The 17,012-nt window shown below is 64.0% G+C and carries 15 protein-coding genes; 2 read left to right on the plus strand and 13 right to left on the minus strand.

Annotated elements, in window-relative coordinates; translation table 11 throughout:
* From DRF71_RS17340 to DRF71_RS17380, 9 genes are all read right to left on the minus strand, one after another.
* Complete coding sequence (locus DRF71_RS17340) at positions 1–1,170, minus strand: dihydrodipicolinate synthase family protein (protein WP_112311791.1); 1,170 nt, start codon at positions 1,168–1,170, stop codon at positions 1–3.
* Positions 1,167–1,487, minus strand: coding sequence for a Dabb family protein (locus DRF71_RS17345; RefSeq protein ID WP_112311792.1), 321 nt, complete (start codon positions 1,485–1,487; stop codon positions 1,167–1,169). Before DRF71_RS17345 ends, DRF71_RS17340 begins: the two co-directional genes overlap by 4 nt.
* Positions 1,484–3,082, minus strand: a complete 1,599-nt coding sequence (locus DRF71_RS17350; protein WP_112311793.1) for a GMC family oxidoreductase — start codon at positions 3,080–3,082, stop codon at positions 1,484–1,486. The genes DRF71_RS17345 and DRF71_RS17350 overlap by 4 nt, the downstream gene beginning before the upstream one ends.
* A 24-nt stretch (positions 3,083–3,106) precedes the next feature.
* Positions 3,107–3,862, minus strand: coding sequence for a 3-ketoacyl-ACP reductase (locus DRF71_RS17355; protein ID WP_112311794.1), 756 nt, complete (start codon positions 3,860–3,862; stop codon positions 3,107–3,109).
* Complete coding sequence (locus DRF71_RS17360; protein ID WP_112311795.1) at positions 3,859–5,349, minus strand: FAD-dependent oxidoreductase; 1,491 nt, start codon at positions 5,347–5,349, stop codon at positions 3,859–3,861. Before DRF71_RS17360 ends, DRF71_RS17355 begins: the two co-directional genes overlap by 4 nt.
* Positions 5,346–6,458, minus strand: coding sequence for an ABC transporter ATP-binding protein (locus tag DRF71_RS17365; protein WP_112311796.1), 1,113 nt, complete (start codon positions 6,456–6,458; stop codon positions 5,346–5,348). Before DRF71_RS17365 ends, DRF71_RS17360 begins: the two co-directional genes overlap by 4 nt.
* 123 nt (positions 6,459–6,581) lie before the next feature.
* On the minus strand, positions 6,582–7,460 hold the full coding sequence (locus DRF71_RS17370) for a carbohydrate ABC transporter permease (RefSeq protein ID WP_112311797.1): 879 nt from the start codon (positions 7,458–7,460) through the stop codon (positions 6,582–6,584).
* On the minus strand, positions 7,457–8,353 hold the full coding sequence (locus tag DRF71_RS17375; RefSeq protein ID WP_112311798.1) for a carbohydrate ABC transporter permease: 897 nt from the start codon (positions 8,351–8,353) through the stop codon (positions 7,457–7,459). Before DRF71_RS17375 ends, DRF71_RS17370 begins: the two co-directional genes overlap by 4 nt.
* Positions 8,354–8,477: 124 nt before the next feature.
* The gene (locus DRF71_RS17380; protein ID WP_112311799.1) at positions 8,478–9,731 is read right to left on the minus strand and encodes an ABC transporter substrate-binding protein; all 1,254 of its coding nucleotides are present in this window, start codon (positions 9,729–9,731) and stop codon (positions 8,478–8,480) included.
* A gap of 248 nt (positions 9,732–9,979) precedes the next feature.
* On the opposite strand from DRF71_RS17380, the gene DRF71_RS17385 reads away from it, so the two are divergent.
* Positions 9,980–11,038 (plus strand): LacI family transcriptional regulator, encoded by a 1,059-nt coding sequence (locus DRF71_RS17385; protein WP_232831562.1) that lies wholly within the window; start codon positions 9,980–9,982, stop codon positions 11,036–11,038.
* Between the two features lie 5 nt (positions 11,039–11,043).
* Here DRF71_RS17385 and DRF71_RS17390 read toward each other — a convergent pair whose 3' ends face one another.
* Genes DRF71_RS17390 through DRF71_RS17405 form a run of 4 tightly spaced genes read right to left on the minus strand, consistent with a single transcriptional unit; the run spans position 11,044 to position 15,920 of the window.
* Entirely contained in the window at positions 11,044–12,558 is a 1,515-nt protein-coding gene (locus tag DRF71_RS17390; protein WP_112311801.1) for an aldehyde dehydrogenase family protein, read from the minus strand.
* 1 nt (position 12,559) lies between these two features.
* A complete protein-coding gene (locus tag DRF71_RS17395) occupies positions 12,560–13,324 on the minus strand; it encodes an enoyl-CoA hydratase/isomerase family protein (RefSeq protein ID WP_112311802.1) in 765 nt (254 codons plus the stop codon).
* Positions 13,321–14,892: an acyl CoA:acetate/3-ketoacid CoA transferase gene (locus DRF71_RS17400; RefSeq protein WP_112311803.1), complete on the minus strand. Its 1,572-nt coding sequence runs from the start codon at positions 14,890–14,892 to the stop codon at positions 13,321–13,323. The genes DRF71_RS17395 and DRF71_RS17400 overlap by 4 nt, the downstream gene beginning before the upstream one ends.
* A 2-nt stretch (positions 14,893–14,894) precedes the next feature.
* On the minus strand, positions 14,895–15,920 hold the full coding sequence (locus tag DRF71_RS17405) for a Gfo/Idh/MocA family protein (protein ID WP_112311804.1): 1,026 nt from the start codon (positions 15,918–15,920) through the stop codon (positions 14,895–14,897).
* A 245-nt stretch (positions 15,921–16,165) separates the two neighbouring features.
* On the opposite strand from DRF71_RS17405, the gene DRF71_RS17410 reads away from it, so the two are divergent.
* A complete protein-coding gene (locus DRF71_RS17410; RefSeq protein WP_157971136.1) occupies positions 16,166–17,008 on the plus strand; it encodes a CHAD domain-containing protein in 843 nt (280 codons plus the stop codon).
* Positions 17,009–17,012: the final 4 nt, after the last annotated feature.

Genomic DNA, 17,012 nt, shown 5'->3' on the forward strand with positions numbered 1-17,012 from the left:
TCAGCCCTGTTCAATCCCGTGCATGCGGCACAAAAGCGCCATCCGCTCCGCCGCCAGATCCGGCTCTGCCAGAAGACCGGCCTGGTCCGCAAGCCGGAAGACCTGGGCGTAATGGCTGATGCTGCGCGAGGACTGGAAGCCGGCGGGCATGACAAAAGCCGGCTGATGGCCGTTCAGCCATGCCAGAAACGCGATACCGGCCTTGTAGAAGCGGGTCGGCGCGCGGAAAATCTCGCGGGAAAGCGGTTCGGTCGGGGCGAGCAGGCGGTGAAATCCCGCACGGTCGCCCCCGGCCAGCGCCTCCAGCCCCTGGGCGGCGGCGGGGGCGATGGCGGCGAAGATCCCCAAAAGCGCGTGGGAATGGTGGGTGCCGTCGCCCTCGATCAGGCGGGCATAGTTGAAATCATCGCCGGTATAGAGGCGCACCCCCGCCGGAAGACGGGCGCGGAACGCCTCTTCATGGGCCTGATCCAGCAGGGAAATCTTGATCCCATCAACCTTGCCGGGATTCTCGGCGATCAGGCTGATCACGAAATCCGAGGCCTCCGCCACGCTGGCACAGCCCCAGTAACCGGCAAGCGCGGGATCGAACATCTCGCCCAGCCAGTGCAGGATCACCGGCTCTGCCGCCTGGTCGATCAGCCGGCGGTAAATGCGGTGATAGATCTCGGGTCTTGCACCCAAAGCGGGCAGCGCCCTTGTCGCCATCAGGATCGCCTGAGAGCCCGCCGCCTCCAGCGCCTCAAACTGATCGCAATAGGCGGCAAGGATCGCGGCTTCGCTGGTCAGCTGATCCGGCGCCTTGTGATCGGTGCCGGCGCCCGAGGCCACACGCGGGTGCATCGGATGGGCTTTCGCCTCGCGCATGGTGCGGGTGATCAGCTCTTTCGCGGTCAGCCAGTCCACGCCCATACCGCGCTGCGCGGTATCCATCGCCTCGGCAAGGCCAAGCCCCTGATCCCAGAGGAAATGGCGGAATTTCAGCGTGCTGTCCCAGTCGACCGCCGGGCTTCCCTGCCAGGGATCGCGTTCGGCGATGGTGTCGGTGACGACATGCGCGGCGGCAAAAGCGGTGCGGGCCAGCGGCCCGCGTGGCGCGCGGGGCAGCAGCGGCGTGCCGGTGAGGCGGTAGCGCTCCAGCTGGCCGGATTGGGTCGGTAGCGTGATCATGCCGGCTCTCCACAATCGAGATCGAAGACGAGGATCCCATCCAGCCCGCCCTGAGCCGCCGCGACCAGGCGGGCGCCGAGAGCCTGGTGGTCGGGATGGCTCTGATAGGCGGCAAGTGCCTCCCAGCCGGTGAAATCGACGGTGAAGCCATGCATATAGCCACGCTCGATCTGCTCGGGGCTTTCCGAGCGGCCGGCATGGATGGCGCCGATACCGGCGACCTGGTCGCGGATCGGGTGCAGACCGGCGAAAAGCGCGGCGATGGCGGGCTCGGACACATCCTCGCGGAAACGGATCAATACGATATGGCGGATCATGCGGTGGCTCCTTTCAGCCCATGGGCGCTTCGGATCATATCGGCGGCTTTCTCGGCGATCATAATGGTGGCGGCATTGGTGTTCGACGACACAACGCGCGGCATGATCGAGGCATCGACCACCCTGAGCGCCTCGATCCCGTTCAGCCGCAGTTGCGGATCGGTCACGGCGCCAGGATCCGACCCCATCCGGCAGGTGCCGGCGGGATGGTGATCGGTTTTGGCGTTGCGACAGGCATAATCGACATAATCCTGATCGGAGACCACGCCCGGGCCAGGCAGGCGCTCGGCCAGGATAAAGGGTTTCAGCGCGGCCTGGGACATCATCTCGCGGGCAAGTTTCAGCCCCTCGATCGACATCTGGCGGTCATAGGGGTCGGCCCAGTAATTCGGGTCGATCAGCGGCGCGGCCAGCGGATCGGCCGAGGCCAGCCGCACCGTCCCGCGCGAGCGCGGGCGCAGGAAGGCCGAATTCAGTGTCACGCCGCCCTGGGGCATGGCAGCAACGCCGGCCTCGATCCCCGATCCCAGCCCCAGATGGAACTGGATATCGGGCGAACGCGCCGCCGGATCGGCATACCAGAAGCCGCCGGTCTCAAACAGCGAAGAGGCCACCGGCCCGCTTTTCGTCAGGAGGTATTGCAGCCCGGCCAAAGCCGACCAGAGCGGCTTGGCGTAGCGGTCATAGGTATGGGGGCCGGTGCATTCGGCGATCACGAAAAGATCGAGATGGTCCTGCAGATCCGAACCCACCCCGGGCTGGTCCAACACCACCGGAATGCCAAGCGCCTGCAGATGATCCGCCGGCCCGATCCCCGAAAGCTGCAACAGCCGGGGCGAGCCGATGGCGCCCGAAGACAGGATCACCTCGGTCCCGGCCCGGATCGGGCCAGTGTCCGTCCCGACACCCACCGCGCGCCCCCGGTCCACCAGGATGCGCAGCACCTGTACCCCGGTCCTGACCTCCAGATTGCCCCGCCCCCGCGCCGGGCGCAGATAGGCGGTCGAGGTCGAGGAGCGGCGCACATTGCGCTGCGTCAGCTGGTAAAAGCCAACCCCGTCCTGGGTCTCGCCGGTCATATCAGGGTTGAAGGGGATGCCCATCTCGCCGCAGGCACGGAACCAGGCCTCGCAGATCGGCAAGGGAGCTGCCGGTTTCGACACGCCCAGCGGGCCGCCTTTGCCATGCCAGCGATTGTCGTATGTGTCGTTGTCCTCGGTACGACGGAAATAGGGCAGCACATCCTCATAGGACCAGCCCTCACAGCCCAGTTGCCGCCATTCGTCATAATCCAGCGCATTGCCGCGCGTGTAGATCTGGGCGTTGATGGATGATCCGCCCCCCAGCACCCGCGCCTGGGTAAACCGGATCTGCATATCATTCATGTGGCGCTGCGGTACGGTCTGCCAGCCCCATGACCCGATACCTTTGGTCATCTTCGCAAAGCCCGCCGGCAGGTGATAGAAGGGATGCCGGTCGCGCGGCCCGGCCTCCAGCAACAGCACCCGCGCCGCCGGATCCTCGGAAAGCCGCGCCGCCAGCACCGCGCCGGCAGAGCCGCCGCCAATAATGATGAAATCGAATTCTTCAGCCATATCAGACCTCTGTGGACGGGCAGCTTACAGGCGGGGCAGGGACAGGCCGCCATCGACCGGGATCACCGATCCGGTGGCAAAGCGCAGCTGGCCGGTGGCAAGGGGCACCAGGGTGGCGCCAATGTCCGCGGGCTCGCCCCAGCGGGCGGCGGGGACGAGGCCTGCGCTGATGCGGGCGGAGTATTTGTCGCGCACGCCCTCGGTCATCGGCGTGGCGATGATGCCGGGGCGCAGCTCATAGACGCCGATGTCTTCAGGGGCGAGGCGCAGCGCAAAGTTCCGTGCCATCATCGAGGCGCCGGCCTTCGAGATACAATATTCCGCGCGCTCCGGGCTGGCCATTTCCGCCGAGACCGAGGTGATGAAACACAGACAGCGCCAGGTCCTGGTGCGCCGTTTCAGCATTCGCCGCGCCACCTCCTGGGCAAGGAAGAAGGCGCCGCGCAGATTGACCTCATGGCAGCGGTCAAAGCTTTCGGGCCGCATCTCCAGCAGGTCGCCGCGCGTCATCGCCGGCACGCCGGCATTCGAGACAAAGGTGGTCAGCGGCGCCTCCGCCTCGACCTGACCCATCAGCGCCGGGATGCTGGCAATGTCGCGCAGGTCGTGTCGCAGATAGCGGGTGCCCGGGGGGAGGCCCGCCAGCGCCTCCTGCACAGCGGTGCTTTGCGGCGGGGCCTCGGCGGCCAGCGTCAGGCGGAACCCGGCCGCGCCAAGCGCGGCAGCGATGCCAAGCCCGATGCCCTGCTGCCCGCCGGTGATCAGCGCGTGATAGCTCATGCCCCCTGCCTTTCGGTCAGATGTGCGCCCAGCCGAAGGGCGAGCGCGGCGATGGTCAGTGACGGGTTCACCGCTGCAGAGGTCGGCAGCACCGAGGCGTCAGAGATATAGAGATTGTCGAAATCATGCGCTTTCAGATCGGGATCGACCACCGAACTGCCGTGATCAGCCCCCATCCGGCAGGTGCCACATTGATGGCTCGGCGTGCGTTTCTCGAAGCCTTTGATGAAAACCAGCGGCCAGCCCGCCCGTTTCAGCGCGGTTTTCAGCCGTTTGTTCAGCAGATGATGCGCCGCCATATTCGAGCGCTCCCATTGCAGCACAATGCGTCCCTCCCGCCACATCACCCGCGACTCCGGTTTCGGCAGGTCCTCCGACATGGTCATCATATGCACCGAGTGATCCGCGATGAATCGGGCGACAGGGCGCGGCAGCCCGCTTTCCGCCGCCAGGATCGGGCCGGTGACCCGGCCAAGCATCTGGATATTCCCCAAGGGCTCGCCCCCCGGGCCGCCGGTCAGATACCAGTCATTCAGCTGGATGGTTTTTTCATAGACCGTTGTATTGCGGCGCAAAGGGTTGAAGCCGATCACCGCCGAGAGGTTGTGGTTCATAAAATTGCGCCCGACCTGGTCCGAGCTGTTGGCGAGGCCGGTCGGATGGGCGCTGTCCGCCGAGGCCAGCAACAGCGCTGCCGTAACCACCGCTCCGGCGCAAAGGCAGATCAGCGGCGCGGAGAGGGTCTGGTTCCGCCCCTGATGGCTGAGTTCGACCCCGGTGATCCGGCCCCCCCCGGCCAGCAGCCGCGTGACCCTGGCGCCGGTCAGCAGCGTGACATTGGAGTGTTTCAGCGCCGCAGCCAGTGCGCAGGTCTCGGCATCCATCTTGCCGCCACGCGTATTGGGAAAGGCATCCCAGGTGGTGGCGCCGCCCTTGAGCCAGGTCTCGATATCGACGCCCAGAGGCAGGGCTGCGGGGTGCAGCCCCTGGGCGTGAAACGCCTGACGCAGGGCCGCGATGGTCGGTTCATCGGGCACTGGCGGGAAGGGGAGACGGGCGCTGCGCGGAGGCTCGGTCGGGTCCTGCGAAGCATCGCCCCGCACCTGGTAAAGCGCTTCGGCCAGGGAATAGTAACGTTCCAAATCCGTATAGAAAAAAGGCCAGCCAGGGGTGACCCCCTCCGAGTGCCGGAGAGGCGTGAAATCCGCCTCGCGATAGCGCATCAGCACCGCGCCGTAGAATTTAGAATTGCCGCCCGGGTGATAGTAATTGCCCGGATTGAACGTGCCTCCGGCGGCATCGACCCACATCTCATCGGGGCGGTAATGCCCGCGGCGAAAGATCGCTTCGGGGTCGCGCGCCGCAGGGCTGTCCCGCAGCGGTTCGCCGCGTTCAAGGATCAGCACCTGCCGCCCCGAAGGCGCCAGGGCAGCGGCAAGAGTAGCCCCCCCGATCCCCGCACCGATGATGATGATATCGGGCGTCATGCCTGAATCCGGTCGCCCGTTTTGGGGTCAAAGGCGACGGCCTTCTCCATATTCACCGCGAAATCAAAAGGCTGATGCGGATGCACCGCCGCGTCTGCCCGCATCCGCGCGATGACATCCTTGCCGGAAAGCACCATGGTAACGAATGTATCGGCTCCCGCCGGCTCGGTGACGGTGACCATATTGTGCAACGGCTGAACGTTATGCGAATTGCGGTCGGCGCCTTCGGGATCGGTGATCGCCTCGGGACGGATGCCGAGCAGAATCTCGCGCCCCTCCCAGGCAGAGTAATTCCCGGCGCCAAAGCCAAGCCGCAGCGGTTTGCCGCCGGCATCGGTGATCTCGGCCAGCGCGCGGCCATTCTCGACGACCAGCTTCGCAGGGATGATGTTCATCGCCGGGCTGCCCATGAAGGTCGCAACAAACAGGTTCGCGGGGCTGTCATAGATCTCTTTCGGCGTGCCAAGCTGCTGCACATAGCCCTTGTTCATCACCGCGATCCTGGTCGACAGCGTCATGGCCTCGATCTGGTCATGGGTGACATAGACGATGGTGCGTTTCAGCTTGTGATGCAGCTTTTTGATCTCGGTCCGCATATCGACGCGCAGTTTCGCATCGAGATTCGAGAGCGGCTCGTCAAACAGGAAGACATCCGGGTCACGGACCAGAGCACGCCCCATGGCAACACGCTGCCGCTGGCCGCCGGAAAGCTGACCGGGCTTGCGGTCCAGGAGATGGTCGATCTGGAGGAGCTTTGCCACCTCGGCCAGAGCCCGGTCACGCTCGGGCCTGGGCGTGCCGTGCATCTCCAGCCCGAAGGTGATGTTCTGGCCGACCGTCATATTGGGGTAAAGCGCATAGCTCTGGAAAACCATGGCGATATTGCGCTTTGACGGATGAACGCCGTTGACGACCCGGTCTTTGATTGCGATTTCTCCGCCCGAGATACTTTCCAGGCCGGCGATCATGTTCAGGAGCGTGGATTTGCCGCAACCCGAAGGGCCGACAAGCACCAGGAATTCGCCCTCATCGACCGCGATATCGACGCGGTGCAGCACCTCGACGGCGCCATAGGATTTGGTGACATTTCGGATGTCGAGAAAACCCATATCAGCCTCCTGTAACTGTGGTGGACCGGGTCGCGGAGTTTTGCAAAACTCCGCACCGGACTTTTTGAAAAGTCCGGACAAATTCCTTTGAAGGAATTTGTCGCGAGGCGGCGGATGTGGCGCTCATCCTTTCACGCTCCCCGCCATCAGACCGCGCACGAAATAGCGGCCGGCGACGATATAGACGATCAGGGTGGGGATGGCGGCAAGGATCGCGGCGGCGAAATGGACGTTGTATTCCTTAACCCCGGTCGAGCTTTGCACAAGGTTGTTCAGCGCGACGGTCATCGGCTGGGTGGTGCCGCCGAATGAGGCTCCGAACAGGAAGTCATTCCAGATATTGGTGAATTGCCAGATCACGCAGACCACCGTGATCGGGCCGGAAACCGGCAGCATGATGCGCCAGAAGATGCGGAAAAAGCCGGCGCCGTCGATCTGGGCCGCCCGCACCAGCTCGGTCGGGAAGGCGGCGTAATAGTTGCGGAAATAGAGCGTCGAGAAACCGAGACCGTAGACCACATGCACGAGGATCAGCCCCGGAACCGAGCCGGCAAGACCGAGGATGCCGAGCACCCGCGCCATCGGGATCAGCACGATCTGGAACGGGATGAAGCAGGAAAACAGCATAAGCCCGAAGATGATCGTATCGCCTTTGAAGCGCCATTTGGTCAGGATATAGCCGTTGATCGCGCCAATCATGGTCGAGATCACGACTGCCGGCACCACCATCAGGATCGAGGTCAGGAAGTAAGGCTTCAGCCCCGTGGCCTGAACGCCGATCTGCGCGGTGGACCAGGCCGAGCGCCAGGGATCCAGAGTCCATTCCTGGGGCAGTGCCATCATATTGCCGCCGGTGATCTCTGACAGCGGTTTGACCGAATTCACCCCCATCACATAGAGCGGCAGCAGGTAGAACAGCGCAAAAAGCAGCAGGATCAGATAGATCAGCATGCGGGTGATGCGGCCGGTCGAGACGGCGGTATCCTGGCTTGCGACGCTCATTCCTTCTTCTCCTTCAGTTCGGAGTAAAGGTAGGGGATCATAATCGCGGCGATGGTCATCAGCATGATCACGGCAGAGGACGCGCCGACGCCCATCTCTTTGCGGGTGAAGGTATAGGAATACATGAAGGTCGCAGGCATCTCGGTGGCGCGGCCGGGGCCGCCGCCGGTCAGTGCGATGACGAGGTCGTAAGACTTGATCGCCAGATGGGCGAGGATGACGAAGGCCGACAGAAACGCCGGGCGCAAAAGCGGGATCACGATGCGGCGGTAGAGCTGCCAGTTGGAGGCGCCGTCGATCTGCGCGGCTTTCAGGATCTCATTGTCGATGCCACGCAGCCCCGCAAGGAACATCGCCATCACGAAGCCCGAGCTCTGCCAGACAGCAGCGATCACGATTGTGTAGATCGCCATGGTGTTCGACTTGATCCAGGTGAAGGAAAAGCTCTCCCACCCCCATTGCTGCATGACGTTTTCCAGCCCGATGCCGGGGTCGAGGAACCATTTCCAGGCGGTGCCGGTGACGATGAAGGAAAGCGCCATCGGGTAAAGGTAGATCGGACGAAGCACACCTTCGCCGCGGATCTTCTGGTCGAGAAAGATCGCCAGCATGAGGCCGATTGCGGTGCAGATCACGATGTAAAGCGTGGCAAAGATCGCGATGTTTTTCAGCGCGACATGCCAGTGCGGCAGCGAGAACAGCCGGACATAATTCGAAAAGCCGATGAAGTCCCAGCTTGGCAGCATTTTGGAACTGGTAAAGGACAACACCACCGTGAAGAGGATGAAGCCATAGACGAAGAACAACGTAACCGCGACAGACGGGGCCAGCACCAGTTTCGGCAGCCAGTCCTGTAGCCTTGTGCGGAAATCGGCCTCGGATGCAGATGCCATTTCCCCTCCCTTTCCCCTTTGCGGGGCGGTCGCGCCAGGGCGCGACTAAAATTTTTGAAAATTTTAGGAAAATTCCTTTGAAGGAATTTGTGGCGCGGGCGTCAGCCGCCCGCGCCGGGTCTGTTTATTGCGCTGCCGCCACAGCGTCTTTCAGCGCTGCCGCTGCCGAGGCGCCGTCGGTATATTCGCCGTTGAAAGCGGCGGTGATCACGTCATAGGTGGCGTTTTTCACCGCAGCCGGGGCGCCGTAACCATGGGCCATCGAGCCGAAAAGCGTGCCATTGGTGTTGGCCTCGGCCAGGTCCTTGATGCCCTTCTTGCCGCAATCGTCGAAATCGGTATCCGGCACATCGGTGCGGGCCGGGACCGAGCCCTTGACCACATTGAAGGCAGACTGGAACGAGGGGCTCTCGATCGCCGAAGCCATCGCGAGCTGCGCCTTTACCTTCTCCTCGCCCTTCACATTGAACATCGCGAACTGGTCGGCGTTGAAGGTCACGGCCCCTTGCGTGCCGGGGAAGCGGATGCAGATGAAGCCTTCGCCAGGCTTCTGCCCGGCCTTCAGGAATTCACCCTTGGCCCAGTCGCCCATGACCTGCATGCCCGCCTCGCCATTGATCACCATGGCCGAGGCCAGGTTCCAGTCGCGGCCCGAGAAATTGTCATCGACATAGCTGCGCAGCTTCAGCAGCTGGTCAAAGGCCGCCGCCATCTTCTCGCCGCCCAGTGCCTCGGGGTCGAGGTCGATAAAGGCCGCCTTGTAGAAATCGGTGCCCTGCGCCAGCACGAGGCTGTCAAACACGGTCGCATCCTGCCAGGGCTGGCCGCCATGGGCCAGAGGCGTGATGCCGTTTTCCTTCATCTTGTCGAGAACGGCGATCAGCTCGTCCCAGGTGGTCGGTGCGGCCAGACCGGTCTTGTCCAGCGCGGCTTTCGAGATCCAGACCCAGTTGGTCGAATGGACATTGACCGGGGCCGCGATCCAGTGGCCGTCATATTTGGAAAATGCCTGCAGCGCTGCAGGGATCACATTGTCCCAGCCCTCGGGGCCAGCCACTGCGTCGAGATTGCCGAGCACGCCCTGTTCGGCCCAGTCGGTGATGTCAAAGCCCAGCATCTGCACAGCGGTCGGCGGGTCGCCTGCGGTCACGCGGGCGGAAAGCGCGGTCATCGCGGCCTCACCGCCGCCACCGGCCACCGGCATATCGACCCAGCCGATGCCTTGCTTCGCCAGATCCTCTTTCAGCACGTTCAGCGCCGCAGCCTCACCGCCCGCAGTCCACCAGTGCAGCACCTCGACATCTTCGGCCGCCGCCACCGATGCCAGGCCGAAGGTCAGCGCCAGCGCCGAGACCATTCCCTTTGTCATCTTCCTCATCTCATCCTCCCAGATGTTATGTCCCGTGCGGGAACGAATTATTGAAACGTTACAATATGGCCTTCCGTCAACCCGATTCTTTCATCCACCCTGTTCCTGCTGCATTGCAGAAAAACAGGATAATTGTCGCTATACTGCGGAAAAATCCCGCTCTTTCCCCGCAGCAGTTCTCTGGTTGTATCGTTGCATTTTTTTGTCATACTCCGGAGCCACGTCCCAGCAAGACCGCCGATCAGGCCCAAGCCGGAGTGAAGACCCTGACCGACCGACTTTCCACCTCTGCCGATCAGCTGCCGCGCCGCGCGGGGGGCAGGGCGAAGTCCCGCCCGACGCTGCGCACCATCGCGGCCGAGACCGGGCTGGCGGTGACGACCGTGTCCAGGGCGCTGGCGCTGGATCCACAGATCAAGGCCTCGACGCGCGCGCTGGTCCGCGCCGCCGCCGACCGGCTGGGCTATGTGCCCGACCGCGCGGCGCAAAGGCTCAGGACCGGGCGTACCCGTGTCGTGCAACTGGTGCTGAACCTTGACCATGAATTCCTCGGCTTCACCCATGAGCTGATCGGCGGGCTGACCGAGGCGCTGACCGGCACCGGCTATTCGGTGACGATTTTCCCCGATATTCTGGGCTCTGACCGGCTGTCCTCGGTGCGGCGCATTGTCGAGGCGCGGCTGGGGGATGGCGTCATCTTCAACCGTACCGAGCCCTTTGATCCGCGCGTGCGCTATCTGCTGGAACAGGAATTCCCCTTTGTCAGCCATGGCCGCACCGAGTTTTCCACCCCGCACCCTTCGGTCGATTACGACAATGAGGCCTTTGCCCGTATCGCGGTCGAGCGGCTGATCGCAAAGGGCCGCAAACGCCTGCTGATCGTGCTGCCGCCCGCGAATTTCTCTTTCGCGCAGCATCTTCGCTGGGGTGCGGTGGCGGCGGCAAAGGCTGCGGGCGTCACTTGCGAGATCCCGGATGCGATCAATCTCGACAGTTCCGAGGCCGAGACCATGGCCTGGCTGCGACAGCGGCTGTCGCAACCCGATCGCCCCGACGGTATTATCGGCGTGGGGGAGGTTTCTGCCATGGCCGCTCTGGCCGCGATCAGCGATTCGGGCCTGACCCCGGGGCGTGAGATCGACGTGGTGGCCAAACGCGCCTCGGCGATCTTCGATCTGATGCGGCCCCGGATCGACACCATGGTCGAAGACCTGCGCCTTGCGGGCCGCACGATGGGCGAGATGCTCCTTCGCGCCATGGAGGGCGAGGATGCCTCGCGCCTTCAGGTCCTGCACCAGCCGCTGGTCGAGTTCTGACGCCATCAGCGCACCCAGTTGCTCCGGCTGCGGCCGATGCGCATCACGACGGATTTCGGCTCCAGATATTCCTCCAGCCCGTAGCGACCGTTTTCGCGCCCGAGACCCGATTGTTTCATGCCGCCAAAGGTGACTTCGGGAAAGCCATCCATCCAGGTATTGGTCCAGATCGTGCCGGCCTCGACGCGGCGGGCGAATGCGAGACAGGTATGGACATTCTCGCTCCAGACCCCGGCGGAAAGGCCGTAGCTGCCGTCATTGGCCAGAGCGATGGCCTCGTCCAGCGTGCGGAAGGTCAGGACCGAGAGCACCGGGCCGAACACCTCTTCGCGGGCAATTGCCATGTCGGGGGTGACGCCGGTGACGATGGTGGGGCCGTAGAAATCCCCTGAAAGGCCGGGGATAGAGATGGCTTCGCCCCCCAGGGCAATCTGCGCGCCGGCTTTGACGGCGTCTTTCACAAAGCCGTCGATCCTGCCCAGATGGGCGGGCGAGACGATGGCGCCGACCTGGGTTGCCTCATCCAGCGGGTCGCCAAAGGCGACGCGGCGCGAGAGTGCGGTGACTTTGGCGGTGAAGGCTTCGGCGATGTCCTCATGCACGATGATGCGGCTGCCGGAATTGCAGCATTCACCGGCGTTGAAATAAACGCCAAAGGTCACCGCATCGGCGGCCTGGTCGAGATCGGCATCGGGAAAGATCACCTGCGGGTTCTTGCCGCCCAGCTCCAGCGCCACCTTTTTCAGCGTGGCCGAGGCTGCGGCCTGGATCGACCGCCCCACAAGGGTCGAGCCGGTGAAGCTGACCATGTTCACCTCCGGATGCGAGGCCATCAGGCTGCCGACCGGCTGACCATGGCCCAGCACGATATTGACCACTCCCGGCGGCAGCCCGGCCTCCACCAGGATCTCGCCAAGGATCACCGTGGTCGAAGGGGTGATCTCGGACGGTTTGACCACGCAGGTACAGCCAGCGGCCAGAGCAAATGGCAGCTTTTGTCCAAGGATCCAGAAGGGGAAATTCCACGGCGTGATGATCGAAACCACACCGATCGGCTCTTTCAGCACCATGGCCAGCATATCGGGGCCAAGGCTGTTATGGCTGTCGCCATGCAGCGTGCGTGCCAGCGCCGCCGCGTAGCGCCACAGATCAGCGGCGCCGGCGATTTCACCCCGCGCCTGGGCGATGGGCTTACCGGTTTCCAGGCATTCCAGCAGCGTCATTTCCTCGACCCGGGTTCCAACCAGATCGGCCACCCGGGTCAGGACGGCGGCGCGCTCTTTGCCGGAAAGCCGCGACCAGCGGCCATCGTCAAAGGCGGTGCGGGCGGCCTGGATCGCCGCCTCGGTCTCGGCGGTGCCGGCTTTGGCGTGGCGGCTGACAAGCAGCCCATGTGCGGGAGAATGGCGCTCGAAATGGTCAGCACTGTCCCGCCATTCGCCATTGATCAGATGGCGGCCCTGGAAGGGCAGGGCAGAGAGATCGGCCTTGACGGCGGGGATCAGGGTCAGGTCTTGCATGTCATTTCCCGCTGAACAGGGCTTTGCGTTTTTCGCGGAAGGAGGCGACGCCTTCGTCGCGATCCTCGCTGGCGGCGATGGCTGCGGCGCCGAGCGCTTCGATCAGCGCCGCCTGGTCTTCGCCGCGCCCGGCAAGGATCATCTGCTTGGTGATCTCGGTCGCGCGGGGGGATAACGTCACGGCGCGTTCGGCGATGGTGAGGGCCGCCGCGCGCGGATCTTCGGCGATTTCCGCAATAAACCCGAGGCTATGGGCGCGTTCCGCCGGAATCCGCCGCCCGAACAGGGCCATTTCGCGCAGAACGGGCTCTGGCAAAAGCCTGGCCAGCCGCTGCGTTCCCGACCAGCCCGGCACGATGCCGATGCCGGATTCCGGCAGCGCGATCATGGCACCCGGCGCCATCACGCGGATATCGCAGGCTGCGGCGAGTTCCAGCCCACCGCCAAAGGCATGGCCCTGCATCACCGCGATGCTCGGCTGTGCCAGCCTCGCCAGCCGGTCAAAGAGGCGATGGCCCCCCCGCACCCAATGGCGGGCGAAATCGCGGGGGCTCAGCGCGCCCCAGCCGGTGATATCGGCGCCTGAGCAAAAGCATTTCGCTTCCGTCGCGGTGACCAGCACCAGACGGGCATCGCTGTCCTCAACCGCATCGAGATGGGCGGCGAATTGCGTCAGCATATCGGCGGTGAAGCAGTTCAGCTTTGCCGGGTTGTCCAGCCGGATTTCCGCCACCGCCCCGTCGAATGTCAGGTGAACCGCGCTCATGGTTGCCACCCCATCGGGCCGGTGCCAAGGAGCGACAGCGGCATCCGTTTCGCGTTTTCCGCGATGCGGACGCGGCCCTGGCTGGCGGCAGAGATATCGCGATCCGGGTCGATGCCGGGCATGATCTCGGTGGCCTCAAGGCCCTGATCGGTCAGCCGGATCACGCAGCGCTCGGTGATATACAGCACCTCCTGCCCCTGTTCGCGGGCGCGGGCGCCGGAAAAGGTCACATGTTCGACTCTTTCAACCATTTTGGTGAATTTACCTGGTTTCGCGATGGAAATGCCGGATTCTGTCAACTCGACCTGCGCACCGGCCTCGAACCAGCCCGAAAAGACGAGCTTTCTCGCATGGGCGGTTATGTCGACAAAGCCGCCGCAGCCTGCGGTGAGATAGGGTTTTTTCCCCAGCTTCGAGACGTTCACATTCCCCTCGACATCGACCTCCATGAACGAGAGGAACGACATGTCGAAGCCGCCGCCCTGGAAGTAGATGAATTGCTGCGGCGAGGGCACATATCCAAAGGCGTTTGACGCGCAGCCAAAGGCGAAGCCGGTCAGAGGCATCCCCCCGACAGCGCCTTGTTCAATCGCCCAGGTGACGGCCTGGGGATGGCCCTCTTCCAGCAGGATGCGCGGCACCATGGCCGAAATCCCAAAGCCCAGATTGGCGGTCTGGCCGCCCTTCAGCTCCATTGCAGCGCGCCGCGCGATCACCTTTTCGACGCCGTGTTCGGCCAGGGTAAAGCTTTCCCATGGCCGCAGGATCTGGCCCGAGATGGCCGGGTCGTAATCGGTCTCGGTCGTCTGGCGCTGATACGGGTCAAGAACGACCAGATCCACCAGATGCCCCGGCACCCTTACATCATGCGGGCGCAGCGATCCTGCCGTGGTCATGCGCGAGACCTGGGCGATCACCAGGCCGCCATTGTTGCGGGTGGCAATCGCCTGTTCCAGCCCGCCCAGATAGGCGCCCTCATGTTCATAGGTCAGGTTGCCATTTGTGTCGGCAGTGGTGGCCCGCAGCACGCAGATATCGGGGTAAATGTTCGGAAAGTGCAACCAGGTCTCACCGGCGAACTCGGTGCGGCTGACAATCGGCTGGGCGGCGGCGCTCTCATTCATCGCACAACCCTCGCGGATCGGATCAACGAAAGTGCCAAGTCCCACTTTGGTCAGCACGCCGGGGCGGCGCGCGGCGGCCTCACGATGCATGTCGAACAGGATGCCCGAGGGGATATTCCAGGCCGCCACCCGGTCCTCGGTGATCATCTTCCAGATTTCCGGCATCGGCAGGTTCGAACTGCCCGAAGGGTAAGACCCCGCCAGCACCCGTGCGATCAGCCCGTCCTGCGCGATCCAGTCGATGCCTTTGACGCCGTACATATCGCCCGCGGCAATCGGATGCAGCATGGTGAGGCCACGCGGATGCCCCTCACTCCCGAACCGCTCGCCAAGCGCTTTCAGCACGAAATCCGGACAGCCAAGCGCCGAGGAGGAGGAGACGGTAACGACCGCGCCGTCTTTGATACGGGCAACGGCCTCGGCAGCGGTGGTGAGTTTCGACATGATCAGAGGTCCGGATAGTGGATGGTCTGGCGCTGACCGCTGGCGGCGGCCTCGCGGACGGCAAGCGCGATGGCGAGGGATTTCACCCCATCCTCGCCGGTCGCGGCGGGGCGGCCCGCGCCCTTTGTCGCCGCGATGAATTCGGCGACGCCGGTGGTGTAGAGATCGGTGGCGGCGAAGGGGATATCCTCGCGGCCCCGGGCGGTGACCAGCTCAACCCGGCCCAGGGGCTTTTGCGTCATCACGCCGGTGGCGAAGATGGAGCCTTCGCTGCCATGGATCTCAAGCCCGGAGCCGGCAAAGGGATGGGTAAAGCTCTCATGGCTTTGCACCATGGCACCGGAGGCCATCTGCCAGACCGACATCGCGGAATCCTCGACCCCCTGGCCCATGCCCGAGGCGGACATGGCGCCGACCACCGAAACCGGCTCTTCGCCCAACAGAAACCGCACCGTATCGGCGTCATGCACGGTGATATCCGGAATCACGCCGCCCCCTGCCGCCGGGTTGTCGATCCGCCAGCCCTGGAGATGCGGCGGCAGATGCACGGCATGGAAAATCCGCATCGAGAGCACCCGCCCGATCCGGCCCGATGCCACCAGCGCGCGGATGGCGCGGTGGCTGGCGGAGCAGCGCAGGTGATGGTTGGTGGCAAAGGTGACACCGGCCTTGCGCGCCGCCAGAACCATCCCCGCCGCGTCAGCGACCGTCATGGCGATCGGCTTTTCGCACAGCACATGCTTGCCGGCTGCAATCGCCGCCAGGGCCTGGTCGCGGTGTTTTTCATTGGTGGTCGAAATATAGACCGCATCGGTCTCCGGATCAGCCAGCGCAGTGGCCAGATCGGTATCGGCATGGGGGATGCCATGGCGCGCGGCATAATCGCGCCCGCGTTCGACCGACGCGCTGACCACGCACCGGACATCGCCCCCGGCCTCACCCCCGGTCTGGGACCCCGCCTGGGCGCGGAAAGCGGGGATCATATATTCGGCGGCAATCGTGCTTGCCCCTGCCACTATCCAGCGCATACCAGCCTCCCCTCCGGATTGCCGGTCCGTTTTGCGGCCAACTCCCGGAGGAATCGACTTGGACCGTTCCAATAGAAATGGAACGTTCTAAATCAGCTGTCAAGCCCGCCGCGTTATGCGGAATTTTCGGGCGATGTTACAAAAACTTCACCCAATTGTTTCACATGGCCGGGATATAGAGGGTGGGTATGCCCCGGGGGAAGAAATTGACCGAAGCCGTGACGCCCGTTCCTGCGCCCCTTTCTGTGGCTGTGCCCGTTCTCTCGCCAGAGACCAGCTGTGAGGATGCGCTTGGCCAGCTGATCATCGGCTGCTGTGCGGTGATCGACCGCCAGCTCGCGGTCTTTCTGGAAACCGAAGATGAAAGTGGCCCCCATAAGGCGCGGGTCGCGCTGCGCCGGCTGACAACGGCGCTGGACGCTTTCGCGCCGATCCTGAGGCGCAAGCAGGCGGGGCAGGTGCGCTCGGCTGCCAAGCGGCTGTTTCGCGCGCTTGGCGAGGTGCGCGATGCCGATGTCTTTCTCGCCTCGCATTCCGGCGACAGAGAGGGGCTGGAGCGGCGGACTCTGGAGATCCGGCGCAAGACCCGCAAAGCGCTGCGCGACAGCAAGGCGGTCGCTTTTGCGCCGGGGTTGTTGAAACTCTATGGATCAGGAGAGATCCTGAAACAGAACCGCCGCAGCCAGATCGTGCGCGGCGCGCCGGTGCGGCTTTTGGCCGGGCTGGTGATGGATGATGCCTGGCGCCTGGCGCAAAGCCATGGCGATGATCCGGCCGCGATGGGCGAGGTGGCGCGGCATGATTTCCGCAAGGATATGAAGACCCTGCGCTATCTGGCCGAGTTCTTCCAGGAGTTCTGGCCGGGTGAGGGCTGGCCGCTGTTCCGCGCCCGGATGGAGGAATTGCAGGACCAGCTGGGCCTGTTGAACGACCTTGCCAATGCGCGGCTCAAGGGGCGTGCGGGGGAAAGCCCGGCGGAACAAGCGGCGCTGAAACGCGCAGGCCAGCTCTGGTCGGGGTTGCGCGCGATGCCGCCTTTCTGGGCATCTCCGGCCGCAGTCCCGGCGGAACCGGGCGGCGAGGACTGAGGGC

The sequence above is a fragment of the Pseudogemmobacter bohemicus genome (genome assembly GCF_003290025.1).
Classification (GTDB): domain Bacteria; phylum Pseudomonadota; class Alphaproteobacteria; order Rhodobacterales; family Rhodobacteraceae; genus Pseudogemmobacter; species Pseudogemmobacter bohemicus.

What these genes read in the sequence shown, in the direction of transcription:
- DRF71_RS17340 (WP_112311791.1), bottom strand. Translation starts at nt 1,170, where the DNA reads ATGATCACGCTACCGACCCAATCCGGCCAGCTGGAGCGCTACCGCCTC.
- DRF71_RS17400 (WP_112311803.1), bottom strand. Translation starts at nt 14,892, where the DNA reads ATGTCGAAACTCACCACCGCTGCCGAGGCCGTTGCCCGTATCAAAGAC.
- DRF71_RS17370 (WP_112311797.1), bottom strand. Translation starts at nt 7,460, where the DNA reads ATGAGCGTCGCAAGCCAGGATACCGCCGTCTCGACCGGCCGCATCACC.
- DRF71_RS17390 (WP_112311801.1), bottom strand. Translation starts at nt 12,558, where the DNA reads ATGCAAGACCTGACCCTGATCCCCGCCGTCAAGGCCGATCTCTCTGCC.
- DRF71_RS17365 (WP_112311796.1), bottom strand. Translation starts at nt 6,458, where the DNA reads ATGGGTTTTCTCGACATCCGAAATGTCACCAAATCCTATGGCGCCGTC.
- DRF71_RS17355 (WP_112311794.1), bottom strand. Translation starts at nt 3,862, where the DNA reads ATGAGCTATCACGCGCTGATCACCGGCGGGCAGCAGGGCATCGGGCTT.
- DRF71_RS17380 (WP_112311799.1), bottom strand. Translation starts at nt 9,731, where the DNA reads ATGAGGAAGATGACAAAGGGAATGGTCTCGGCGCTGGCGCTGACCTTC.
- DRF71_RS17345 (WP_112311792.1), bottom strand. Translation starts at nt 1,487, where the DNA reads ATGATCCGCCATATCGTATTGATCCGTTTCCGCGAGGATGTGTCCGAG.
- DRF71_RS17405 (WP_112311804.1), bottom strand. Translation starts at nt 15,920, where the DNA reads ATGCGCTGGATAGTGGCAGGGGCAAGCACGATTGCCGCCGAATATATG.
- DRF71_RS17375 (WP_112311798.1), bottom strand. Translation starts at nt 8,353, where the DNA reads ATGGCATCTGCATCCGAGGCCGATTTCCGCACAAGGCTACAGGACTGG.
- DRF71_RS17350 (WP_112311793.1), bottom strand. Translation starts at nt 3,082, where the DNA reads ATGGCTGAAGAATTCGATTTCATCATTATTGGCGGCGGCTCTGCCGGC.
- DRF71_RS17395 (WP_112311802.1), bottom strand. Translation starts at nt 13,324, where the DNA reads ATGAGCGCGGTTCACCTGACATTCGACGGGGCGGTGGCGGAAATCCGG.
- DRF71_RS17360 (WP_112311795.1), bottom strand. Translation starts at nt 5,349, where the DNA reads ATGACGCCCGATATCATCATCATCGGTGCGGGGATCGGGGGGGCTACT.